The organism is Paenibacillus sp. GCM10027626 (assembly GCF_042676285.1).
Taxonomy (GTDB): Bacteria; Bacillota; Bacilli; order Paenibacillales; family Paenibacillaceae; genus Paenibacillus_Z.
Genome location: NZ_JBHTHC010000022.1, coordinates 56,234 through 81,275, shown reverse-complemented (window position 1 = coordinate 81,275; position 25,042 = coordinate 56,234). Strand labels below are relative to the sequence as shown.

15 protein-coding genes and 1 pseudogene are annotated in these 25,042 nt (G+C 44.6%); 15 read left to right on the top strand and 1 reads right to left on the bottom strand.

Annotated elements, in window-relative coordinates; translation table 11 throughout:
- Positions 1-300 precede the first annotated feature (300 nt).
- The 6 genes from ACFQ0N_RS30480 to ACFQ0N_RS30455 all read left to right on the top strand — a co-directional run bounded on the left by ACFQ0N_RS30480 (position 301) and on the right by ACFQ0N_RS30455 (position 8,162).
- Positions 301-1,230, top strand: coding sequence for a carbohydrate ABC transporter permease (locus ACFQ0N_RS30480; protein ID WP_379333601.1), 930 nt, complete (start codon positions 301-303; stop codon positions 1,228-1,230).
- Between the two features lie 42 nt (positions 1,231-1,272).
- Positions 1,273-2,100, top strand: a complete 828-nt coding sequence (locus tag ACFQ0N_RS30475) for a carbohydrate ABC transporter permease (protein ID WP_379333599.1) — start codon at positions 1,273-1,275, stop codon at positions 2,098-2,100.
- 68 nt (positions 2,101-2,168) lie between these two features.
- Positions 2,169-3,953, top strand: coding sequence for a histidine kinase (locus tag ACFQ0N_RS30470; RefSeq protein ID WP_379333597.1), 1,785 nt, complete (start codon positions 2,169-2,171; stop codon positions 3,951-3,953).
- Positions 3,950-5,554, top strand: coding sequence for a response regulator (locus tag ACFQ0N_RS30465; protein WP_379333595.1), 1,605 nt, complete (start codon positions 3,950-3,952; stop codon positions 5,552-5,554). Before ACFQ0N_RS30470 ends, ACFQ0N_RS30465 begins: the two co-directional genes overlap by 4 nt.
- Before the next feature lie 121 nt (positions 5,555-5,675).
- Positions 5,676-7,058 carry an ABC transporter substrate-binding protein gene (locus ACFQ0N_RS30460; protein ID WP_379333593.1) on the top strand — a complete coding sequence of 461 codons (1,383 nt, stop codon included), beginning with the start codon at positions 5,676-5,678 and terminating at the stop codon, positions 7,056-7,058.
- An 81-nt stretch (positions 7,059-7,139) separates the two neighbouring features.
- Positions 7,140-8,162: a Gfo/Idh/MocA family protein gene (locus tag ACFQ0N_RS30455; RefSeq protein WP_379333591.1), complete on the top strand. Its 1,023-nt coding sequence runs from the start codon at positions 7,140-7,142 to the stop codon at positions 8,160-8,162.
- A 115-nt stretch (positions 8,163-8,277) separates the two neighbouring features.
- Here the strand turns inward: ACFQ0N_RS30455 and ACFQ0N_RS30450 are convergent, their stop codons facing one another.
- On the bottom strand, positions 8,278-8,820 hold the full coding sequence (locus ACFQ0N_RS30450; protein ID WP_379333589.1) for a hypothetical protein: 543 nt from the start codon (positions 8,818-8,820) through the stop codon (positions 8,278-8,280).
- A gap of 530 nt (positions 8,821-9,350) precedes the next feature.
- Between ACFQ0N_RS30450 and ACFQ0N_RS30445 the strand changes: the two genes are divergently transcribed.
- From ACFQ0N_RS30445 to ACFQ0N_RS30405, 9 genes and pseudogenes are all read left to right on the top strand, one after another.
- Entirely contained in the window at positions 9,351-10,049 is a 699-nt protein-coding gene (locus ACFQ0N_RS30445) for a uracil-DNA glycosylase family protein (RefSeq protein WP_379333587.1), read from the top strand.
- Positions 10,050-10,455: 406 nt separating this feature from the next.
- Positions 10,456-10,704: a DUF554 family protein gene (locus ACFQ0N_RS30440; protein WP_379333698.1), complete on the top strand. Its 249-nt coding sequence runs from the start codon at positions 10,456-10,458 to the stop codon at positions 10,702-10,704.
- 1,087 nt (positions 10,705-11,791) lie between these two features.
- Positions 11,792-13,423, top strand: coding sequence for a site-specific DNA-methyltransferase (locus ACFQ0N_RS30435; RefSeq protein ID WP_379333585.1), 1,632 nt, complete (start codon positions 11,792-11,794; stop codon positions 13,421-13,423).
- 5 nt (positions 13,424-13,428) lie between these two features.
- Positions 13,429-13,929: pseudogene (locus tag ACFQ0N_RS30430) on the top strand (DEAD/DEAH box helicase family protein); the annotation flags it as partial.
- A gap of 1,700 nt (positions 13,930-15,629) precedes the next feature.
- Positions 15,630-16,319, top strand: a complete 690-nt coding sequence (locus ACFQ0N_RS30425; RefSeq protein ID WP_379333583.1) for a hypothetical protein — start codon at positions 15,630-15,632, stop codon at positions 16,317-16,319.
- On the top strand, positions 16,316-18,658 hold the full coding sequence (locus tag ACFQ0N_RS30420) for a DEAD/DEAH box helicase (RefSeq protein WP_379333581.1): 2,343 nt from the start codon (positions 16,316-16,318) through the stop codon (positions 18,656-18,658). The genes ACFQ0N_RS30425 and ACFQ0N_RS30420 overlap by 4 nt, the downstream gene beginning before the upstream one ends.
- 1,720 nt (positions 18,659-20,378) lie before the next feature.
- Entirely contained in the window at positions 20,379-20,723 is a 345-nt protein-coding gene (locus ACFQ0N_RS30415) for a hypothetical protein (protein ID WP_379333579.1), read from the top strand.
- A 264-nt stretch (positions 20,724-20,987) separates the two neighbouring features.
- Positions 20,988-24,140: a DUF3427 domain-containing protein gene (locus tag ACFQ0N_RS30410; protein WP_379333577.1), complete on the top strand. Its 3,153-nt coding sequence runs from the start codon at positions 20,988-20,990 to the stop codon at positions 24,138-24,140.
- Between the two features lie 3 nt (positions 24,141-24,143).
- Positions 24,144-24,542: a (deoxy)nucleoside triphosphate pyrophosphohydrolase gene (locus tag ACFQ0N_RS30405; protein ID WP_379333575.1), complete on the top strand. Its 399-nt coding sequence runs from the start codon at positions 24,144-24,146 to the stop codon at positions 24,540-24,542.
- Positions 24,543-25,042: the final 500 nt, after the last annotated feature.

Genomic DNA, 25,042 nt, shown 5'->3' with positions numbered 1-25,042 from the left:
TTCGAAGGTAGTGATGATCAGCTCTCCCGCATTCGGGGAGAGCTTTTTGTGCTGCTGGTTTACCGTTCCAGCTGTCCAAGATGCACGCCTGCAGTGTTGAATAGACCGCGGCTTTAGTCATAACGATTATCAAACAAAATTCGGTAAGAATTCAACTTTATTTTTAGCATCTTTTACAGTCAACTTCGTATATATCCGTTACAAATTATAGATTTCTGCTATTTAGCCGAGTCGGCCGGCTGGATAAAATGAACTTATTCGATGAAGGGACATGGACAGAAGAAAGGAAGTGCGTGCGCTATGGCTGTAAAATGGGAGCCGGTTATAAGGCCTAAAGTCAAAGAAGGCCACAAGCTGAGCAAGTATACGGAATCCGTATGGGGATACGTATTTATCTCGCCGTGGCTGATTGGATTGTTCGCCTTGGCGCTTTGGCCAATGCTTCAATCGCTGTATTATTCCTTAAACCACTACAATTTGCTCGAATCGCCCAAATGGGCAGGGCTGGCGAACTACCGCGAAATCTTTATGGAAGATCAAACGTTCGTGCAAGCGATCAAAGTCACTTTTTCCTACGTGGTGCTATCGGTTCCGCTTAAGCTGGTCTTCGCTCTTCTGGTGGCTATGCTCCTTTACAAGGCGATCCGCGGAATGTCTCTGTTCCGGGCGATATTTTACTTGCCGTCTCTTATCGGCGGAAGCGTGGCCATTGCAGCGATCTGGCGGAATTTGTTCGGCATCGACGGCATCGTGAACAAGACTCTCTCGCTGATCGGTATTCCGGCGACGGATTGGATCAATTTGCCCAGTACCTCCTTGTACACGCTCATCATGCTGGCGGTATGGCAGTTCGGTTCTTCCATGGTTATCTTCCTGGCGGGACTTAAGCAAATTCCGAAGGATCTGTACGAATCCGCCTCGGTGGACGGGGCTTCAAGGATACGAACTTTTTTGAAGATTACGCTGCCAATGCTGACGCCGATTATTTTGTTCAATCTCGTCATGCAAACGATCGGAAGCTTCCAAATGTTTACGCAAGCGTTCGTCGTCACTCAAGGCGGACCGATCAACTCGACTCTGGTTTACGCTCTCTACTTGTATCAGAAAGCTTTTGCCTATTTCGATATGGGATATGCCAGCGCGTTGGCGTGGGTGCTGCTCATTATGATCGCATTGTCGACACTGGTCATATTCGGAAGCTCCCGGAGATGGGTTCATTATGAAAATTAACTCGCAACAGTCAGGAAAATAACCGGAAGGAGAGAACCTCCGATGACTTACAAGCTCGTCTCCCGATACGCGGTGCTGATTGCCGGCAGCTTTCTGATGATATACCCCATAATGTGGCTGCTCGGCAGCTCGCTCAAAACGAACGAGGAAATTCCCAAATCGAATTTGATTCCATCTGTACTGCACTGGGAAAATTTTGCTGAGGGGTGGACAGCGATTTCAGGCTTCTCATTCGGCCACTTTTTTTACAATTCGTTTTTTGTCGCATGTCTGTCGGTCATCGGAACGGTGCTATCGAGCGCAGTCGTTGCGTTCGGCTTTGCAAGGCTTAACTTTCCGTTAAAAAACCTATGGTTCGGTATTTTAATGCTGACGCTTATGCTGCCGACACAGGTTACGCTGGTGCCGCAATATGTTCTGTTCAAAAGCTTTGACTGGGTCGGCACGACGCTGCCTCTGATCGTCCCGCATTTTTTGGCGGTCAGCCCGTTTTTCGTCTTTCTGATCATTCAATTTATTCGCGGAATTCCGAAGGATCTGGATGAATCGGCCAAAATCGACGGCTGCTCGATGCTCGGGATCGCATTTCGAATCGTTCTGCCGCTTTGCGTGCCTGCGCTCATAACGACGGCGCTATTCAGCTTCATTTGGACGTGGGACGATTTTCTTGGGCAATTGATATATTTGACAGACACGGCTAAATATACGGTTCCGCTGGCGCTCCGCCTGTTCCTCGATAATTCTTCGGCTGTTACATGGGGGCCGATGTACGCCATGTCGGTGCTGTCCATCGTGCCGAGCTTCCTTCTTTTCCTGGTGTCGCAGAAGTATTTTGTAGAAGGGATTGCTACAACAGGGATAAAAGGATAATTTGCCGCTTGTACAACTTGCAACGGCGGCTTATGCTAAGGTTAATAACAGCCGGGGCAGGTGTCAACATGAGAAATCCTTTTAAGACCATCCCGTTTTCCATTACCTTTTTCACCTCATTTCTGTTCATATCCGCTGTGCTCATTGCGCTTCTTGGCAGTACGGGCTACTATATCACCAACCAAGAGGTCGTTGACAAGACGATCTCTTCGCGTCGTCTGCTCCTGAACGAAATCAACAAGCAGATCGAGCTGCAACTGAACACGGTAGAGAACGACTCCTTAGTCATTTCCAGCAATCCGGTTGTCATTCAATATTTGCAAAAGAGCGAGTCTTCATTTGAGCGGATTGAGCAGAACGCCGAGGTCATTGATCTGCTTAGCCGTCACAGCTATGTGGACGAGGCGGTTCACTCCGTCCAGCTTTATGCCAAAAATACGACTGTCAGCACGCATATCGGAGCCAATGGCGTGTTTGCTTACGACATTCTGAAGAACAGTCCGTCCTACGAAACAATTCGAAATGCCGATTCGGCCTGGTTCGGCGCCCGCCCGCTGGAGGTCGAGGGCTACCTTGCCGGGAAAGAAGGCGTCGTCAGCTTTATGCGCAAGGTGCTCTCGACCAAGGGGGAGGAGATCGGCATTCTCTCCTTCAACCTGAAGTTGTCCTACATCCGGCAGCTTATGTCCGGCCAGACGGCGGACGGGGCAAGGTACGTACTGGATTCGAATATGCGGCTGATGGTGGAGTCCGATCCCGAAGCGGAGTATGCCATTCCACACAGCGAATTGGCCGGCCGGCTTCCGGGAATAATTGACCGGGCTTCAGAAGGGGCCAGTTATGCTGTCGCCGAGCTCGGCAAAAAACGGCTGCTTATCTGGAGCAAGCAGCAGCGTACCGGCTGGATCGCGATGGATATCATTCCGTGGGACCAAATTACGCAGGGCAGCCGGCGAATTCAACAGACGATCGGTCTCGCGGCAGCAATATGCGTCATTCTCGCCGTCACGATGGCGTTTTTTCTTTCAAGGCAGTTCGTTCGGCCGATCCGGCGTCTTATTCAGGCGATGAACCGGATGAAGCAGGGGCATCTTGATTTGAGAGTCGAGAACGATTATGAGAATGAGTTCGGCTACTTGAACAAAAACTTCAATCAAATGACCCAAAACATGGCTCGATTGCTCGAGGAGGTCAACGAGCAGAATCGGCGGAAGCGGGAAGCGGAAATGCGGGTGCTTCAGGAGCAGATCAATCCGCACTTCCTCTACAATACGCTGGATACGATGAATTGGCATGCGATCGAATCAGGCGCGGACGAGATCAGCCGGATGCTGTCGCTTCTTGGAAGAATGCTGCGGATCGGCCTGTCTAGCGGAGCCGCTTTTATTACGGTTGCCAAAGAGCTGGAGCATCTTCAATGTTACGCCGAGCTTCAGAAGATTCGCTACCGCAACCATATCCGTTTTGAATTTGATCTGCCGGATTCGCTGAACGATTATTACATCCCGAAGCTGACGCTGCAGCCGTTCGTCGAGAACGCTCTCATTCACGGCTTTCATTCCGGAAGGCGGGGAATGATTCGCGTGGCAGGCTGGCTGGAGGACAACAAGCTGATCTTTTCGGTGGAGGACGACGGGCACGGAATGGATCCCGCCGCGCTCTCGGTTTCCCGGGAGCATACTGGCTTTAGAAACGTAAGAGAGCGAATCGAGCTTTATTTCGGGTTTGAATACGGGATCAAGGTAGACAGCCGGCCGGGGGCAGGGACCAAGGTCATCGTTTGCTTGCCGAAGCTCGACCAGGAGCCGTCGGAAGCTGCCGGGATATTGGCGGAAGGAGAAGTGGGAGCATGATACGGGCGGTTATTGTCGACGACGATATGACAACGCTTCACGGGCTGCAGAAGTCGGTTCCGTGGGGGGAATTCGGCATCGATCTGGTCGGTGTTGCGATGAATGGGCAGGAAGGCTTGGAGCAGATCGAACTTCATCGTCCCGATCTGATTTTGACGGATGTTTATATGCCGGTTATGAACGGCATTCAAATGCTGGAGTCGATGCGGGAGAGGGGGATTACGGCCGTGGCGGTCATCTTGAGCGGCTATGAAGATTTCAAGGTGGCGCAGGCCGCGCTTCAGCTTCAAGTTTTCAATTTTTTGTCCAAGCCCGCCACGTTGACGGATATTAGCCATGTGCTTCGAGGGGCAGCCGAGCAAATTCGGAGTAGGCGCCGCAGTGAGCAGGAGGACCGGGAGCTGCGCGAGCTGCTTGAAATCCATTTGCCCGAAACGAGAAAACAGTTGTTCAAAGGGTTGCTGGAGCCGAATTTTTGCGAAACGGCTTTTTTCAAGAAGGTGTCTCAGCGGTTAAAGCTTAATTTTGCCCGCCAATATTTTGCCGTCGTGATGCTCGAATATGCCGTTACTTGGGAGCGGGCCGATTATAAGACGAGCGATCTGCCTACATTTGCGTATGGGGTTAAAAATATCGTCGAAGAGATGAACCGGACAAGACCCGGCGTTCAAGCGGCGGACATCCAGTCCCGTGTTATCGTTCTGCTTGTTTCGGTACCTGCGGATGTCCGCAAGGAATTCGTCATGTCCCGGGTCAAGCTGACGGCCCGGGAATATGCCGACAACATCCGGAGCTTCCTTAAGCTGCATGTATGGGCGGCCGTCGGGAAGCCGGTTGATTCGGTGCAGCAAATCCCCGCCTCTTACCAGGAGGCAAGCCGCCTGCTGGCGGAAAAAGATTCCATGGGCGATGCTTGGCTGCTCAGCGAGGATGAGCTGCAGGGCAGAGAAAGCAGGGCGATTCGCCATCCGCTGGAAATTTATCATAAATTAGTTGAAGCGGTTGTGGAGGGGCAGGTCGACCTGATCGCCGGACGCATACGGGAATTGACAGGGCTGCTGCTGGAGCAAGGTGCTCCCGGCATCGGAAAGCTGCGTGATATTGCCATCGAGTTGATGGGAATGCTGGCGATCTCTTTATACGAGAGCGGAATTCAAATGGAGACAATCCATCCCGGTATGCGTTTGTACAAGGACATCGAGCGGCTGACGAGCATTCGGGATTTCGAAGCCTGGCTGAAGGAGATTATGCTGCCGGCCGCCGAGGCCATGAGCAGCCGGGGAACGCACAAGCACCGGAAAACGGTCGATTTTATCAAGCGCTATGTGCAGGAGCATTATGCTGAGGATTTGACGCTCGATGTCATTGCCGACAAGGTGTATTTGACGAGAAATTACTTGAGTCAAATTTTCAAGCAGGTGACGGGAGAAAATTACAACCAATACTTGACGCAAATTCGAATGGAAAAGGCAAAGGAGCTCATGGCGTCCGGCAAGTACAAATTATATGAAATTGCACTATTAGTAGGCTACAAGAACAATGCGTACTTCAGTCAGCAGTTTAAAAGGTATTGGGGCTGCAACCCGTCCGAGTTTGGCTAGAAGCCGGAATTATACTCTGTATATTTACGGTACATTTTATAGATTTCTATTATTTTTATAAAAATAGAGATTCCTATAATGAGGGTAGAGCCAGTCATTCAAACTTAAGGGGTGTTAGCGAATGATGAACAGAAGGACCAAGCTGTCCAAATGGTGTTCCCTCGCTCTGCCGTTGGCCCTGGTGACAGGATTAATAGCCGGGTGCGGGTCGGGAAACAGAGATGCGTCCCCTTCGAACTCGGCCGTCGCGGGAGCGAACGAGAGCAGTTCGAGCGGTGCGGGAGCGGAATCCGGCGGAGAAAAGGTAGAGCTTCGCTTTTCCTGGTGGGGAAGCCAAGGGCGGCATGATCGGACATTGCAAGCGATTGAGCAGTTTGAGAAACTGCATCCGAATATTACGATTAAGCCGGAGTATTCATCTTGGGACGGATATTGGGAGAAGCTGTCCACGCAGGTGGCGGCGAACAACGCACCGGATGTTATGCAAATGAGCGTTTTGTATATTAAAGAATATGCCGAACGCGGCATTCTCGCCGACCTGAAACCGCATGCCGGCAAAGAGCTGGGCGTGGCGGATTTGAACGCCGATATCTTGGCGAATCAAGGCACGGTCGACGGCAAGCTGGCCGGCATCCCGATGGCGGACAACGCTTCCGTTCTGCTTATCAACAAGGGCATCTTCCAGCAAGCGGGGGTAGAGGTGCCGAAGCTCGACTCGACCTGGGAAGAAATTTTCGAATCCGCACGCCAACTGAAGACGAAGCTTGGGGGCAGCGTTTACGGCGTGTTCGATTCGGCTCCCTCATTGGAAGCCTTCATGTACTACTTGTTCGCGGAAGGCGACAAGATGTATGACGGGAACAAGCTCGGCTATCAGGACGACAACTTGAAGAAGTGGCTGCAAATGTGGGAGGACGCCCGCAAGGAAGAGCTTGCTCCTCCCGCTAACCTGACGGCTTCGTTCCTGCCGCTCAGCAACGCGGATCCGAATAAGGATGCCCTGCTTAAAGGCAGTGTAGCCATTATGGGACCGACCTGGATCGCGACTTTGCCCGCTTACGAGAACATCATGAAGAATAACGTGGATATGATCTCTTATCCTCGCGGACAGAAGACGGGCAGCGTGCTGCAAACGGCGATGTTCCTGTCCGCTTCGGCGAAGTCCAAGCATCCGAAGGAAGCGGCTATGTTTATCGACTTTTTAGTGAATACCGAGGAAGCGGCCGATATTCTCGAGACAGAGCGCGGTCTTCCGGAGAACAAGAAAATTCGGGAGTACTTAAATCCGAAGTTTACGGATAGAGACAAGAAAATGATCACAATGCTTGAACACGTCTCCAGCATTGAACCGGCTTGGTATGATCCAGGCCCTAAAGGTGCCGGAGAAGTGACGAAGCTGTTCGAGCAAATCGTGCAGAAGCAGCAATTCGGCCAAGTGACCATTGACCAGGCGGTTTCTGAATTCCGTGTCCAAGCGGATAAAGTGTTTGAGAAAAACAATTAATTTCATAGAGAGGTGCATAGAAGACCGCCGCGAGCGGCTTTCTATGCTGCCGGGGGCCGTTTCCCTGGGAGGAGCCGCGGAATGAACACAACAATGTATGCTATTATCGGCTGTCAGCACGGGCATATTGAAATTTTTATTCAGGAGATGCAGGAGCTCGGCTTCGCGTGCGCGGGCTTATATGAGCGGGAGAACCGCGCGCTCGCCGAGGCGATTGCCGGCAAATACGGCATCACGCTTGTCGATGATTGCGAGCAGTTGCTTGATGATGCGGTCGGCATCATCGGCTGTGCGTCCATTAATAGCGAGAAGATAGACGTTATCGAGTTGTGCGAACGCCATGGCAAGCATGTTATGGTGGACAAGCCGGCGGTCGTCGATGAAGCGGGGCTTGAGCGGCTGAAGCGGGTAGTGGAGAGAGGGCGGATTCAAGTAGGCATGCTGCTGACGGAAAGGTTTCGTCCGTCGATTTATACGGTTAAGAAGCATATCGATCAAGGCAAGCTTGGCGACATTGTCGGAATCAGTACACGCAAGCCGCATCGGTTAAACCCCTCTGCGCGTCCGGACTGGTTTTTTGTCAAAGAACAGTGCGGGGGCATCCTGATCGATTTGCTTGTTCATGATTTCGACCTGCTGCGCTGGCTTACCGGAAAGGAAATTAAGCAGATGGACGGCGTCGTTGGCAAAAATATTTTGCCTCAGTATCCGACCTTCTACAATACGGTTAATTTGCAGGTCGTCATGGAGGATGGAATCGTCATGCAGCTTTATGCCGATTGGCATACGCCGGAGAGAAGCTGGACCTGGGGGGACGGCCGTATTTTTGTGACGGGAACGAAAGGTTTTGCGGAGCTGCGGCTGGAAGGAGATCCGCTGATGGGGAAGGAGCCGCTGCTGCTGGAAGTGACGAACGAAGACGAATGGGCAAAGGTTCCGCTGTCAGCACCTCCATGCACGATCTCAGAAGATTTCGTTCGCAGGATTGCAGGCGAATCGTCGATATTGACGCACGAAAGCATAATCAAGGCCAGCGAGGCCGCCATTGCCGCTGACAGACGGGCCGTGTATACGATCAGCGAAATGAAGGGGGTTAACAGATGAACGCGATAAATCGGGTTCTCATCTACCGATAAAAAAACCGCGTATGTTGCGATTTCACACGCAAAACATACGCGGTTTTTCCCGTTAGAGCCGCAAGGCAACGGGCGATGAAGAATCAATAGCTTGCCGTGATCGGACCGATGAGGTTCGAATCGCTGCTTTCCGCTCCTAGGCTGTCCAGTGCCGTAACGACATAGTAATAGGATTTGCTTTTCAACGCGTAATTGTCGACGAAGGTAGTATCGCCGCTAACCGTTCCGATTGGGGTGAACGGCCCGCCAACCGTTTCCGACCGTTTGACCCTGTACGCGTTCGCGTTGTTTGCGGCCGTCCAGCTTAATCGTACGCTTTGCGATCCCGCCGGTGACGCGGCGGCAAGACCGGATGGGGCGTCCGGTACGGCTCCCGAGAGCCGTACGTTTTTAAAGGAAGAACTGTTATTGAACGTGATAAGGCTGAAGTATCCCGAACTCCAGGCAGAATCCGTGACGGTGATTAGCAAGTTGCCGTTAACGTAACCCCTTAACGTATTTGTGTCCGCGACAACCGTGAGCGTGACGAATTCAGCCTTTGGATTCAGACCGCTGTTCACCGTCGGTCCTACGGCAGCTCCTTGCTTCGTGAATGCCACGTTGCCGCCTGGCGAAATGGTAAACATATACCCGCTGCTCCAAGGTGAATCCGACGCATTCGTTCAATAGGTGTTATACATTTTTTAGCCGCGGCGAGCCTAAACATCATTTACAAAATGTAGTAACAGCAAGGCAGTGCGCATTTAATGATGAAGCACTGGGGCGGGATATAATTCCACCAACACATCTGAAGCGTTTGTCTGTTGAACGCATAATGCCGGTAACGAATCGCTTTCGGATTTTCGTTATTTGCGCCTGATGATTAAGCTTATAACCAAGACAACAAGGGCAATAAAAAGTAGAATGACAACGAGCCCGACAGGGCTAATAAGACCCATTTTACGAATCCCTCCTCAAACCCCAATCTACCACGACCAACCTCTCGTAAATCAGGCAGCCGGTCAAAAATGGCTTCTGGCGATTTACCAGTATGCCAGAATTCGACTGGAAATCCCAATATTTTTATGGATGATTATAGCATATAGTCGAAATATGTCCAGTTGTAACTGTATAATTAGGTTGAGAGTTTAACGAATCATTATTCAGGAGTGAGTACATGGACAGCCAAATGAAACAACTCGCCTACGGGGTCTTGGTCAAGCAACGAAAGGCATGTACCTTATGCGATTCCCAACAGTGCGAGCTTCAAAATCCGAGCATTGCTTTTAGTGGAAAGTACGATACCAACGAAATTGGGCATTGGACCGACTGGCAAGGCAGTCTGAATGCAAAGATAATGGTCATCGGTCAAGACTGGGGGGATATTGGAACACTAGAGAAACAAGGCGGTGAATGCAATGTTGACAACAGTGCAACTAATCGTGCATTAATGAAATTGATTCAAATCGCTGGCGTGGACGTCAACGAGAACAACTTTAGAAATCAACATCCGGATTTATTTTTTACGAATGCTATTCTTTGTATGAAATCCGATGGAGGATTGGCTGGGAAGGTGAAGGGACCGTGGTTTCGAAATTGCGTCAACTCATTTCTAAAGCCACTCTTAGAACTTATACAACCAAAAATTGCAGTTACACTGGGAGAGAAAGCGACCAAATCGTTGCTTCGTGAATATGGCCATAAAGGTATCAGCTTCAGGAACCTGGTTGAACAAGAATCTCCGATTATTGTCGGGGCAAACACAGCCGTTTTTCCGGTTTTCCATTGTGGTAGTTTAGGACAACGAAACCGATCTTTCGAACTACAGAAAGGGGACTGGCTGAGAATTCGTCGCTACTTGGAGCTAGATGACTGAGGGAAGCTTATCTACGAGCAGCGGAATCCCTGAAAAACCATCTAGCATTGGATAATTTGGAGTTTTTTCGTGAGTTTATGGGGGAAGGAACTGGATCATGTTTGGGTGGGGTGAATGGTACCATCATGGGTTCTCAACACGGGGAAAGAATATTTGGCATCGGCTTTGGAAGGCCTCCTGTGTTGGTTCAAGAGTTCGTGCAACTTGCCAATTTCATTGATCATAATGGAGGGAGCCGTTATAATTTTCCGTTAACGACGACTTTGCCCTACTATATATTACCGGATTGATTCTCCATTCGACAGAAAAATATGTAAATCTGTTTTTGAAAATGAGCGTATGGACATAACAAGATGACCAATCGAAAGGGATGCTTCGTCTTTTATCTAGATAATTCCATTTCCTCCTGTTTTTATCTATCAAGCTTGCTCTTATCAGCGTTTCCTGGATTATTACATTACTCAGCCCGTCTCGGCTCAAGGTGATCAGTCTGCATATTACAGCAGTCGGGGGGATGTTAATCTTTGTGATCGGCTGCAATTTGTTGAACATTACGAGCATTCAGGTTGTTAATTTGATGCCCGCTTTGTCTTGGCGGCCGTTGTGGCGGTGTGTGTCTCGTAGGGGATCTAGAGACAAATGGTGCGTTCCGTGATCTTGGGCATGTTAACGATTCACTACCCAGTCATTCTAAACTCGCTGTCGTTCTTCTCAGTTACATCAATCCAAACTAAATTTAATCGTTGCATCAATAATGTACTTACGACGATAATAATAAACCGCGGCAGCAAGGGGTAACTGTAACACGGTGACTCTGGAAACCCACACAAGATAAGTTTTTTGTAAAATCATAGCTTATTGTAAACACAGCGCCGACTATTTTGGTCCAGAGGATCACGATAATTCATTTGGGGGTCGGGTTGGGGACAAAAAAATACCAAACAAACAAAACCAATACTTTATCTGAAAATAGCCTTAAGTTGGACTATCTTTCTCCTTCTGCTGGTGCTTCGTTAGTGGAATGGGGGTCTAATAGAAAAACTTATAAATCAAAGCTTTAGCGTGCCGCGGCGGATAGGAACCGAATAGCCTATGTTCCCACATATTATTATGGATGTTCGCGTGAGCATTGTGCAAATAGCTGTTTTAGTTCTTCTTGACTATACGTGTGCATTTGAATTGCCTCCCTGAATTGGAAATGAAATAGTCGAACACGTGGTGTGTCCAGCTCATCAGAGGGATAATATAGTTTTATAGGAGAGAATAATACTAATAGATAGTGTTAATGATATGCTGTATTGGAATCCATAAAAGGAAAATCGAGGATTATGTCGAATTTAGTTGCTTAGACGCTTGCTAATTAATAATTAGTTATTATATTTGTGTTCATCCTAAACTACGAAAGCTAGTAAAACCAAACACTTTGAACTAAAGAGAAAGGAAATTACAACCATTATGAATATAGTGTTATAGAAAGTGATATAAAAAATTCAGAACAGTAGGCAACAGTTTGAGCAAAAGCATCGTGTAAAGACTAGTATATTGTTGAGCATTAGCAAAAGATGCAGTATGATAAAGTTTAGGAAATTATTCCTAGTTGGATAATGCCCATGAATAAACAAAATGGCCAAAAATTTGACACAATACAGCGCAATTTTTAATATTTGAGAAGCAGCCTCTTGCCGACAGTATCGGAGTAGAACTAATTCAGATATTTGCAGAAATGGATTGGAGAGAACGAAATGAGTACAAATGTATCAAAACAGAATCGAGATGATTTGCTTGGTAAAATCGGGCAAATTCGTACCTTTATCTCCATAGCGCCACAAGATGAGAATACGGGCAATTTGCTCTCCTATCTAACCGAACTAGAAAAGGATGTGCAGGGAAAAAAATACGGGCTGGTATTTGAGGAACACCGCGAAGGTATTGATGCGCTGTTGGCTACCCACTCGCCGGTGTTGACCGAAGAAAAAGATTTGTTTATCAATAATGATGAACAGCCAAACTTCCTTATTGAAGGGGATAATCTGGCAAGCCTTAAAGTGTTGGAGAAAACGCATAAGGAAAAAATTGACCTTATCTACATCGATCCACCATACAACACAAATAACAAAGATTTTGTATATGACGATACATTCATTGATTCAACAGATGGATTTCGTCATAGTAAATGGCTTTCATTCATGAATCAGAGGCTAAGATCAGCAAAAATTTTATTAAAAAACTCTGGTGTGATTTTCATATCGATTGATGATAATGAAGTTGCACAGCTCAGAATGTTATGTGACGAAGTATTTGGGGAAAACAATTTTGTTGGAATGATACTGTGGAAGAAAAAGACAAATGGAAATAATATGGGCTGGCTTCCCCCAGTTCATGATTACATTATTTGTTTCTCTAAATCTATTGATAATATATTTGATTTAGGCTTTGAAATTTCTGAAGAAGATATTTTAAAAAATTACAGTAATCCAGATAATGACCCGCGTGGCCCTTGGAAGACAAGCGATTTATCTGCTAATCACAAGGGGCCTCATTTCCCCATAACAAATCCTACAACAGGTGACACATACTATCCACCGGAAGGTAGATACTGGGTGTTTAACGAACAAGAGGTGTTGAAACGCATTAAAGATGGCAGAATCATATTTGGAAAAAGTGGTAAGGCGCGTCCGGTACAACGAGTTTTTATAAAAGACAGAGTTTTTTCAAAGAGGAAAGCCGAATCGTGGTGGGATAATCATGGTCTAAACGCTGATGCAACACAAGAGTTAAAAGAAGCTTTCGGAATGTCAAAAGTATTTACTCATCCTAAACCAACGAAACTAATTCAGAACATTGTCAATATTTCATGCCCGAAAGATGGAATAATTCTTGATTTTTTTGCTGGATCTGGCACCACAGGTCACGCTGTAATGAATTTAAATGCTATGGATGGTGGGAGACGTCGCTTTGTTCTCTGCACCAATAATGAAAATAACATATGCCGCGATATAACTTATGAGCGCCTTAAGCGTGTTATCGAGAAGAATAAATACACTGCCAGTCTGAAATATTACAAAGTGGACTATATACCAATTTCAGAACGACTGTATTACGAATATGCTGATGAACTGCTCCGTCACATCCGTGAACTGGTAGAGCTAGAGAATGGTGTTAATTTTACGAATAATGCTGAAATTGGTATTGTTCTCACTGAAGAAGAACTGAACGCTTATACTGCAAGTACTGATAATTTATCCAAATGTCGCAAACTGTATATGGGACACGACCTCTTACCCACCTCTGAGCAGGAAGGCTTGTTCAAAGAGCGAAATATTGAAATAAGTATTATCCCTGATTACTACTATCGAGATTTGCAGGAGAGGTGAGTAAAATGGAGTTAAAAAGGTTTCAATTAAAAGCTGTCAAAGATTTATTTGAAGCAATGGAAAAGCCGGTACGGGATATTATTCTGAAAAGCCCAACTGGCAGCGGTAAAACCATCATACTGACTTATTTTATGCACCAATACATACAGTCTTATCCAAACACGGTGTTTGTATGGCTCACTCCAGGTAAGGGATCTCTGGAGGAACAGAGCAAAGCAAAGATGGATAAATATATCCATGCGTCGCAGACCAAACTGCTTGCTGATGTAATGACAGGCGGATTCATGGAAAATGACTCCTGCTTTATTAATTGGGAGAAACTGACGAAAAAAGGGAACAATGCTCTCAAGGACAGCGAGCGAACTAACTTTATTGAGCATATCGAACATGCTCTGAATGATGGCCTTCGTTTTGTAGTCATCGTGGATGAAAGTCATCAGAATAATACCGTCAAGGCGGATGAAATCATCCAATATTTTCAAACAGACAAGATTATCCGGTGCTCCGCTACGCCCAAAGGTATTGCACGCGCAGAAATAATAAATATACCTGAAGAAGACGTTATTGCGGCGGGTCTTATCAAGAAAATGCTCATTATCAATGAAAATTTTGAACAGGTAGTGCAAACAGAAAACCAAACGGAATATTTGCTTGAAAAAGCCTACGATAAGCAAAGGGAAATTCGTTCCACCTTTTTACAGCACAATAAAGATTTCAATCCTCTTCTTGTCGTGCAAATACCCAATAATTCTGAAACTTTACAGGATATAGTTGAGCACTGGTTTGAAAAGAAGGGATTGACCTATGAAAATGGTCAGCTTGCAGTATGGCTTGCCAATCAGCATGAGAATTTAGAGGGGATTGAAGAAATTAATGCACCTTCCTCCGCTATCATCATCAAGCAAGCGGTAGCTACGGGTTGGGACTGCCCACGAGCACAAATTCTTGTTAAGCTCCGTGACAATATGGACGAAACCTTTGAAATACAGACAATCGGACGAATCCGTCGTATGCCAGAAGCGGAACATTACGAAAATCAATTACTGGACAGTTGCTATCTTTATACTTTCGATGAAAAGTTCACCGCAGGTGTCAAGACGAGTATGGGGAGAGGTGCATTAGATGCCTGCACACTGTTTCTCAAAAACGAGTATAAAGATATTTCCCTCACTTCCGAACAGCGGACAATGGTAACAGACAACCGAGACCCTCAAAAAGCATTGCTTGCCATTGCAAAGTATTTTGAACAGACTATAAACACTGGAAACATTAAAACTGAAAATACCACTCGACTTAAAACTGCTGGCTTTAATTTGAGTGAAGACATTTACCGATACACCTATTCAGGGGAGACTGCTACTATAAGCAATGTGGCAATATCAGACATGAATGTTATTGCCGTAACAGAAAAACTTAACACCCACACACATGGTCGAGAGTACCACCAAAAGGTCGGTAGAATCGGCATGGAGATTGGTATGGAATACAGCTATATGAATACAATTATTCGGAAGCTGTTTGACAAAAATTTTAACTACACAAGAAAAATCCTTGCTTTGGAGCCAAGGGTGGTCTATGCCTTTGTTATCAATAATGCGGACAGGCTTCGCCAACTTGTTCGTGAAGCAATGGCAGTGGAAATAGCACAGTTGCAATTTAATATAGACAAGGTGTCCAAGACCTCTTTCCACATTCCGCAAGCCTGTTTGTTCACCTACGACGGATTAGCCAAAACTCAGCTTGAAATGACAAAGAATGTGTATAGTGGCTATCTCTCTTCGGCAGAACCACGGTCATCTGGTGAGCGGAAGTTTGAAAAATTCTGTGAACATTCTGATAGTGTAGAATGGGTATATAAAAATGGCGATAAAGGTAGTGAATATCTTTCTGTTGTGTATCACGATAATTCTGGCAAGCAAAGGAACTTTTTCCCTGATTATATTATCAGCGTGAACGGCGAAATATGGATTATCGAAACCAAAGGCGGTTTTGATCGAAGAGGAAACAGTCAGGATATTGATATTTTTTCACCAAAAAAGTTTGAGGTGTTAAAAGATTACCTGAAGCGTTACAACCTCAAGGGTGGTTTTGTGCGTAATGATGACAAGAGCGATGAACTGTGTATATGCATGGAAAAATATAGCGACGACATTGAGGGCACTGATTGGCAACTTCTTAGCGACGTAATTCCGTGAGGTGGTGTCAGGTGAGAATTGTTGAGATCAAACAAATACCCAATACAGGAAAAGCAAACGTGCAGTTTATACGGATTGACCCAGAGGATTTACAGGTAACTTTGGCGAGTATTTTGCGCACTTTGATGGATATGTCCTGGCTCAAAAAATTTGATGAAGATTTTATGCAGTCGAGTTTTGAACATCGAGCTAACAAGACGATTGAGGATATTCAGAAGAAATTTGAAAACTCAGAGGAAGACAAAATAGCAAGCGACGCCGGAGAATATGTAATTTCAGAACTTGCTAGAGAATCTTTAGTGAGCCAATTAAAATATCTTAACATTCCACTTGCAGAGCTGCTTGGAAAAAAAATCTCTGGCAATCCTGGATTCGACTTTCATAGTCAAAATAGTATTACTGATACCGTAATCTTTGGTGAAGCGAAATATGTAGCTCGACAAAGTGCCTATTCAAGTGCATTATCACAAGTTGTTCAATTCGTTAAGGATGGTAAAGATATAGATGATGTCGGCGATTTAAAACATTTCTGTACACCGAATGCACTACAAAGAGTTATCAAGGGTAATAAAGGATTTGCCGTAGCTTTTTCAGCAAAACAAACAACAACAGATACTTTAATCAAGACCATAACAAAACGCCAGGATTTTCTCGATTTGCTATGTCATGATGAAGTTATTTTAATAGCGGTGAATTTATGAATGATATAATTGAACGTGGTAATTTAATAATAAGAATTCGTAATGGCGAGGATTTAGATGAAATCTCTGCTTATGCAAGAAAATGTCTCTTTGAAGAGGGACCTACTGATACTGTCGTTCTTGAGATTTTGTCGTATCTCAAGCTGTTTCAGTCTAAGTATTTCGGTGCTTTTGAAAATGAAATTATAGAGACAATGGGACTATTTTTCAAGCAACCCGAGCCCGACACATTGCGCGGCGCAATTTTTGACTTGTATAGTCAGTATATAAAAGATCAATTTGGTGAAAGCTACACTCCGATGCAAGCGAATATTATTAAACAAATACGTTCCAAACAATTCTTTAGCTTTTCTGCGCCAACAAGCACAGGAAAGTCATTTGTATTTCGTAACCTGATTAAAAATTCTACTCGTGATGTAGTAGTTATTGTCCCATCACGGGCACTGATCAACGAATACTATGATCGAGTACACGAGATTATCACTACAAAAACGGTGAATATTTTAACCTTTGTAGATAGAATCAATACGAAGCACTCGTCACGGAATGTTTTTATTCTTACGCCAGAGCGTGCGCGTGATTTATTTAAGAATAAAGGCTGGTTGAATATCGAATTTGTTCTTTTTGATGAGGCTCAGCTTAGCGACGAAGAATCTGTTCGAGGGCTATATTTTGATAGCATTGTTCGTCGCGTTTTGAAAACTTTTCCACACGCCAAGTGTATTTTTGCTCACCCGTTTATAACAAATCCCCAAGCACAATTGAAGAAAAATGAAATTGACTTGGATGAGGCATCTTTCGCGCAACAGTACCAGCAAAAGAATGTTGGACAATTATTTTATATTCACGATACAAAAATAAACAAATTTTACCACTTTGGCACAGATAAAGATATTATGGGGAAGCAGAAAGTCGAAGCTGCCTTTGATCCAATTGAACGTGCAATTGAAAGCGGCGGAAGTGTGCTTATCTATGTACCAAAAAAACACATCTATGATAAGACTATTTATACGCAGTTTGAAAAATATATTAAAATGTGCTTACCGCTTCAGGATGTAGGAGCTCTAAAGATGGTAGAAACCTTGCGGAATTACATAGGTGCGTCCAAGGACGATAAACAATTTTATAATTCAGAGATGTTGGAAAAACTTTCTTGCGGCATTGTAACTCATCATGGGTCAATGCCACTAGCTGCACGTCTTATTTTAGAGCATTTTACACAGAATAGATTTTGTCGAATCTGTTTTGCTACTTCAACATTGGAACAAGGCATTAACATGCCGTTTGATGTTGTCTATCTTGACAGATTTGAGGCAAGTGCTTCGCTTTCTGTTAAGAATCTTATAGGACGTGCCGGACGTTCTACCTCTGATAAAGTTTTTGATTATGGTGGCGTTATTGTTCGAAAATCAGCGATGGGTGCATTAAGAAAGACAATAAAAAAGGAAGAACCACTTTCCGAAGTATCACATCTGGATATAATTGAGGATAAATTCGACGAGAAATACAGCGAATTTAAAGAAGCAATAAAAAATGGCAGTTTTTCTGACGATTATAATCTCACAAATGCAGATGTAGATAAACTGAGGTCTGAGGATGTTACCATATTGATTCCTACTCTGCTTGATATGATGTTTCAAAATGACCATATTGCAGACCCACGTGCTGAACACGAGGCAGATTTAAAAGAAGTTTATGCTGATTTTCATAAACTCTATGAATATTATTTAGGGCGCGATTTAGAGATTGGCGAAAAATCCGTACTTAGTAATGCCATTAAAATAATGCTATGGAAAGTATATGGCCGAACATTTAAGAGCATATGTCAGTTCCGTTATGATTATGCTTCCCGTTCAAAAGAGAGGAAGGACTTTTATAAAAAAGGAGATGATAAATCGGCAGAAGAATTGATTGTAAAATATTTGCGAGGCTATCATGACATACCCGACAAAAATCTGAATAACTACCCACTTTTCGACAAAAATCTAAAAGCTAACGATGTTGATTATGATCTCATTGTTTATGATACATACGATTATTTAGATAAACTGATAGGATTTAAGCTAAGTGATATTTATTATGCTATTTTTCATCAATACTATACAGAAAGCCACGACGATCGTGCACTACGTCTTGCTAAATATTTTAAGTATGGGACGGACAATAGTGATGAGATATGGATGCTCCGTTATGGATTGACATTTGAAGATATTGAATGGGCAAAACCATGTATCGACTTTATTGATGAGTCTGAAATCGTATTTAATGATAAAATTAGTGGCTTAGACAAGGAACAACTGAAAAAGCTTGAACAGTTTATCCATACAGATATAGAATAGTGTTATTATCAGTATAAATACAATATCTGAATTAAGTAAGTCAGGATAGATTGAAGAAAGATGATCAGCGGATTAGCTTGCCTGGCAGGTCAAAAATAGTTTCAAAAAAAACGGGGCTGTCCAGAAAGTCAGTGGAAATTGACTACTGGACACCCCGTTTTGTTGAATGTCAAAAATAAGCCAAAAACCCGTCTTTTCCTGTAGAATGAAAGCTACCACACCAACAATCTACAAAAGGACGGTTTTTATACGTAATCAAATGACTTGTATGGAAAAAATCGACGCTTCGCTTCGAGGAGAAACTCAACGAAAAGGTTCAGGCGACCCGCGCGCACCTTCATACGCTCACGCAGCAGCCCCGGACTAGCTACCGAACAGATCGCTCAGGCAAGCGACAGCGAGAAACGGAAGAGTTTACGCAGAGAGGGCAATACTTGGAAGAAGCCGTTGAAACAGATTCGGGAGGATTTTCTTCCTCGCTTGTCTAAGTATGAGCAGCAGAAAGCCTGCTTTGGCGATCGCAACCGTTATTCCAAAACAGCCCCGGACGCCACGTGGAGTAATAAAGATTTAATTGATCGCCAGGGTTATGTTTTTAGAATGTATTTACATTAATTATATTCGAGAATGGAACAAAAGGATACGGCCGCAGCGTAAAGAACCGCTATTATCGTTGCCAATCATGTGCTAAAAACGTTCAGTAACCCTAACAAAGTAACGTGTATGAATCACGGAAACTCTTGCTGCTTACTTCGGGGAAACATGTGGGGGACAAATTCAGGAAAATACAGTAAATGGTTTTAATGGTTCGCGAGACTACCACTTGACCACATTTTCATTGGTAGCAGCATTTCATCAGCACGCAATGAACTCATTTAACTTGATTTCCAGGCGCAAAAGAGCACAACTAGCAAGAATCTGATAAAACTACCTTAATGTTATGGGCGGCATGATGTAAATGCTTAAACAGTGGGGCATGTGTTCTAATTAACGATTGAAATTTCATCAGCAAGTTTTAGGGGACGGATTGGGGACGAAAAGCTGTCATTTTGATCTAGAGGGCATCCAAACAGAACGTGAAAGTGTAGAAGATCCTATTAAACAAAGATTTAGCCCGTTGAGACAGAGGGGAACCAAATGTGGTGTACATTATTGCTAGAATGGTGGATAGACAAAATTGCTACCTGATAAAATCAAACGAAAGCCTTGATAAGCCAAGGAAATGACCATATACAATGTCAGATTATACTGAAAGCTTCACATCCGCAGCCACGGCATCGGAAAAGTAATACATCACTATAAGAGGGCTCATAAAAATTAAAAGCTCTCTTATAATTTACACTTATGCTGACGCAGACAATCAAATAGGAATACACTAAGATTTTAGATCTTGCTATCGAACCACACGAAGAAGCAACTTTTAACAGGGCATAGGCATCCTTATGTTGTTTTTCTATATCTTGATTAAGAGCGGCGGCGAGTGATTTAATTCTGTCCTCATAAGGCTTGATCTAGGCCGAATCTCGTTAATCAGACCGCCCTGTCTCTTATCTGGTCTGCTCAAATCGGGACACTAAAAAAATACCTTTAAAACTATTAAAATAATACGCTTAAAACTCATTAAAGTCAGTTATAAACTCATATACAATAGAAACTAATAATGTTCATTGTGAGGCAATTTTTAGGGGAGAACATATACACTCGCGGAGGAGGTTTAAATATGGAATTCCCGCCATGGTTTCGAGCTTCCATTCAGCGGCGGTTAGATCAAGTTTCGGCTCTGATTGAACGTCATTCCGAACTGCATAAATTTCGTGACGAGGAGAATTTGGCCTTTGATGCCATGTTTCCTGGCATGGATAAAACGCGGTGGTCGGCGTTTATGGACTGGGAGGACAAGCATCATTTCAATCGGGCTCTGGAAAATGAGCGATTGTATCTGCAAGGTATGAGGGATGGCGTTCAGCTTGTATTTTCCTTGCTAGCCGATCCCATTTCGTGCGGTGATGAGGCGGTGGTAAGGTCAAAAACAGAGTCAAATCCAGTTAAACCGAATGATGGCTAAAGGTACAGCATCGCATCGGCCCTCTTATACCCATCAGGTTTCATCAAATACCATCAAGAGTCACGCAGCATCTATTGCTCTCCATATGGGGAGGAAATAGGTGCTTTTATTATTTACGCCGAAGTTATTCTACCTAAACTTGTTCCAGAAGCGGGGAATATGTCAATTGAGCTCGAAATAACAACCCCGCCTACTATATTATGGTATTATAACGGTAATTGAGCTTATTCAAATCGATGGACTTCAAGAAAACAGAGGTGTTCTATGAAGCTCGGACTTTACGAACAAATCATCAATAACCTGACGAGAAAACAATTATCGGATTTAAATCCTTCATTATACGAAATCGGCACAGAATCGCTTGATCCGGAGGAAGGAAGGAAACAGCTTTCCAACTACTTAGCCGCGGTGACGCGAAGGGCCCTCAAGATGATCCGGGAACAAAATAGTGATGATGAGGAAGCACTGCTTTTGCAGGTACGGACGTGTAATGACATTATTGCAACGCTAAAAAATACGTTGGGGCAAGAGGAATTGGAAGAATGGCAGCTCGATGAACAAGGCGAGGTTTTGACTTACGTCTATTCCAAGCTAAATCATATTCGGGGGATTAAAGACGATAAGGTTATTCGTCCTGTAACACCACTTTCTCAAAGCTCGTTATTTACGGGCGCTCATTCGGAGCCCAATATGTTAAGTGAACTGAAGCATGAGATTGTGACTTCGGATCGGGTTGATCTGTTAGTTTCATTTATCAAATGGAGCGGTTTGCGTTTCCTTATGGAGCCATTGCAGCAGTTTACTGCAAATGGCGGGCGTCTACGGGTCATCACGACTACCTATATGGAGGCAACGGATTATAAGGCGGTTGTGGAGCTCGGCAAGCTGGTGAATACGGAAATCAAAATATCGTATGATACCAGTCGAACGCGGCTGCATGCCAAAGCTTATCTTTTCAAAAGGGATACCGGCTTTACGACAGCCTATGTTGGTTCGTCCAATCTGTCGAATCCTGCGCTTACAAGCGGTTTGGAATGGAATTTGAAGGTGACGGAGAAGGATGCCTACGATGTCTTGAAGAAAATTGAGGCTACCTTTGAAAGCTATTGGAATGATCGTGAGTTTAAAAGCTTTTCCTCATCAAATAAGGAGGATCTGCTGCTGCTTAAGCAAGCACTTGGCAAGAAGAAGGATCAAGATCGCAATCTGTTATCTTTTCATTTCAACCTTACTCCTTATGATTACCAGAAGGAAATTCTCGAAAAGCTTGAAGCGCAGCGAGTGATTTTCGGGAGAACGAGAAATTTGTTGGTGGCCGCAACCGGGGTTGGGAAAACGGTTGTTTCGGCCTTCGACTATAAGCGATTTGCGGGGCGGAATGCTCGGGCAAGGCTGCTTTTTGTGGCTCATCGGAAGGAAATCTTGAAGCAAAGCCTGGATACTTTTCGCTTTATTATGAAGGATCTGAATTTTGGCGAACTGCATGTTGGCAATAATCAGGCGGATTCCATTGATCACTTGTTTATTAGCATCCAGAGTTTCAATACGTTAAAGCTTGCCGAAATAACGACCGCGGATTTTTACGATTATATGGTTGTAGACGAGTTTCATCATGCCGCGGCGCCTTCCTATCAAAAGCTTTTGTCCCACTATCAGCCCAAAATCCTGCTAGGATTAACGGCGACTCCAGAACGAATGGATGGAAGGGATATTTTGCACTATTTTGACGATACAATAGCGGCTGAAATCCGTTTAACGGATGCGATCGACCGGAAGCTGCTTTGCCCGTTCCATTATTTTGGGGTGACGGATAGTGTGGATTTGTCGCAAGTCAAATGGTCCAGACGCGGTTACGATCTGAATGAGCTTGAGCATTTGTATACGCATAATAAAGTTCGGGCTAATCAAATTATGAATAGCTTAAAGAAATATGTTACAGATTTGGAAGACGTCAAAGCGCTCGGCTTTTGTGTGAGTGTAGAGCATGCGCTGTATATGGCTAAAGTGTTCAATGAAGCGGGAATTGCCGCAGCGGCCTTGCATGGAAAGTCCAGCTATGAGGAGCGCAGCGGTGCCAAAGGAAGGCTAGTTTCGGGTGAACTAAAGGTTATTTTCGTTGTTGATCTGTATAATGAAGGGGTAGATATCCCGGAGATCAACACGATTTTATTTTTGCGTCCTACGGAGAGTTTGACTGTGTTCTTGCAGCAGTTGGGCCGCGGACTGCGCTTGGCGGAAGGAAAGGAATGCTTAACAGTTTTGGACTTCATTGGACAAGCCCATAAAGAGTATAGTTTTCAGGACAAATTTCGAGCCTTGCTTGGCAAAACGAAGCATTCGGTTCAGCATTATGTTGAGCATGGCTTTTCCAGCTTGCCGAGAGGGAGCTTCATTCAGCTTGAGAAACAGACGAAGGAATACATTCTGAAAAGCTTGAAACAAACGACGATTAACCGCAAAAGCTTGGTCAGCAAGCTAAAATATTTTCAGGAGGATACGGGGTTAAGTCTGACTCTCGAAAATTTCACACGGTATTATGGCATGAGCCTTTATGATTTTTATGGTGGGCGCAATGGGAACCGGACGTTGCGGGGACTGATGGTGGAAGCGGGAATAATGGACCCGTTCGAGTTCGATAATAGTGAGTTTTTAATCAAACGGATTCCGGCGCTATTAAGCATGAACTCCCGGAGGATATTAAGCTTCTTGATCGCTTATCTTGAAGAAGACAAAGCGGTCCAGACGGAAGAAGAGCAACTGATGCTGAATCTGTTTTACTATACGTTTTACCGGGCGGAACCGAAAAAACTTGGCTTTGCAGACATTGGACAGGGCGTCCAGTCTATCGTTGCATGCGAGATGTTCCGGGAGGAGATCATAGAGATATTAAAATATAATTACGCCCATATCGATTTTGTCGATAAGAAGAATGAGTTTCCTTATGCGTGTCCATTAGATCTGCATTGTCATTATTCAACGGATCAGGTGTTGGCGGCGTTTGGGGTTTGGAATGAGGAGAAAGCGCCAAGCTTTCGTGAAGGGGTCAAGTATCTTGAGGATAAGGGGACGGATATTTTCTTTATCACTTTAAACAAATCCGACAAGGATTTTTCCCCGTCTACGCTGTATGAAGATTATGCGATCAATGAGCGGTTGTTTCATTGGCAGACGCAAAGCCGAATTTCGGAAGAAACGGATACCGCGCAGCGATATATTCACCACAAAAAGCTGGGGAACAGAATTGCTTTATTTGTCCGTGAATATAAAAGCGAGAACCAATACACAGCCTCGTTTATTTTTTTAGGTGAAGCGGAGTATGTAAGACATGAAGGAAATAAGCCGATGAGCTTTGTATGGCGGCTGAAGGAAGAAATGCCTGCACAATTTGTGCCTGCAGCAAATAAAGCGATTGGATAGGAGATGATCGATATTATTGAGGTAGCGGCAGCCGTCATCGAAAATAATCTGGGGCAGATTTTAATTGCCAGACGCAAGAAGGGGAAAGCCCAGGAAGGCTTGTGGGAGTTTCCCGGCGGCAAGATCGAGCATGAGGAGACGGTGGAGGAAGGTCTCAGGAGAGAACTGCTGGAAGAAATGAATATTCGAATTCGTCCGTATGCATCGTTTGGCGTCAATGATCACTATTATGGATCAACGCATATTCGCTTGATTGCCCATAAGGCGGCTTTTTTAGGTGGCGAGATTGTCCTAGTCGATCATGATGAATATCGATGGGTGTACCCGCGGGAGCTGGGGGAATATGAGTTTGCTCCAGCTGACATTAAGTTTGTGGAGATGCTGGTGCAAGGGTGCAACTAGGCAGAATCATACTCCAATTGTGAAAACTCTAAAACTCTTAAAAATCAGGGTTTTGGTGCGCCGCGGCGGATGTGAACCCAGTAGCCTATGTTTCCGCATACTGGGCATGTGGAGTCGGTCATATTGATGGTTCGTAAATGAGATGTGGTAGGTACCGCTTAAATGGAGTATTGAAGAAATCTTAGGACAAATAGCTTAAACTTGGAGAGTACATCGCCAGTAATAATGAGGACAGGTTCGTCCACATGCAGGAGGCCAAGGTGGACGAGAACGGCATTGAATTCTACCGCTAAGTAACATGAATAACAAGGTAATACCAGAAAAACCAAGCCCTGATGCTCAGGAACTTGGTTTTTTTATGCAATATCAAGTGTAAAACAATATACTTCGTATGCCGTTTTTTGGACCCACGATAAAAATATAATACTACAAAGAGAAATATAAGTCTATATTTTTTTTCGAATTTCTCTATACTTATGAGTGATCTCAAGGGAAAAGAG

Bases quoted from the DNA above. Each gene is read 5' to 3' on its own strand.
- ACFQ0N_RS30455 (WP_379333591.1), top strand. From the start codon at position 7,140: ATGAACACAACAATGTATGCTATTATCGGCTGTCAGCACGGGCATATT.
- ACFQ0N_RS30465 (WP_379333595.1), top strand. From the start codon at position 3,950: ATGATACGGGCGGTTATTGTCGACGACGATATGACAACGCTTCACGGG.
- ACFQ0N_RS30445 (WP_379333587.1), top strand. From the start codon at position 9,351: ATGGACAGCCAAATGAAACAACTCGCCTACGGGGTCTTGGTCAAGCAA.
- ACFQ0N_RS30420 (WP_379333581.1), top strand. From the start codon at position 16,316: ATGAATGATATAATTGAACGTGGTAATTTAATAATAAGAATTCGTAAT.
- ACFQ0N_RS30470 (WP_379333597.1), top strand. From the start codon at position 2,169: ATGAGAAATCCTTTTAAGACCATCCCGTTTTCCATTACCTTTTTCACC.
- ACFQ0N_RS30415 (WP_379333579.1), top strand. From the start codon at position 20,379: ATGGAATTCCCGCCATGGTTTCGAGCTTCCATTCAGCGGCGGTTAGAT.
- ACFQ0N_RS30460 (WP_379333593.1), top strand. From the start codon at position 5,676: ATGATGAACAGAAGGACCAAGCTGTCCAAATGGTGTTCCCTCGCTCTG.
- ACFQ0N_RS30405 (WP_379333575.1), top strand. From the start codon at position 24,144: ATGATCGATATTATTGAGGTAGCGGCAGCCGTCATCGAAAATAATCTG.
- ACFQ0N_RS30475 (WP_379333599.1), top strand. From the start codon at position 1,273: ATGACTTACAAGCTCGTCTCCCGATACGCGGTGCTGATTGCCGGCAGC.
- ACFQ0N_RS30450 (WP_379333589.1), bottom strand. From the start codon at position 8,820: ATGTTTACCATTTCGCCAGGCGGCAACGTGGCATTCACGAAGCAAGGA.
- ACFQ0N_RS30410 (WP_379333577.1), top strand. From the start codon at position 20,988: ATGAAGCTCGGACTTTACGAACAAATCATCAATAACCTGACGAGAAAA.
- ACFQ0N_RS30480 (WP_379333601.1), top strand. From the start codon at position 301: ATGGCTGTAAAATGGGAGCCGGTTATAAGGCCTAAAGTCAAAGAAGGC.
- ACFQ0N_RS30435 (WP_379333585.1), top strand. From the start codon at position 11,792: ATGAGTACAAATGTATCAAAACAGAATCGAGATGATTTGCTTGGTAAA.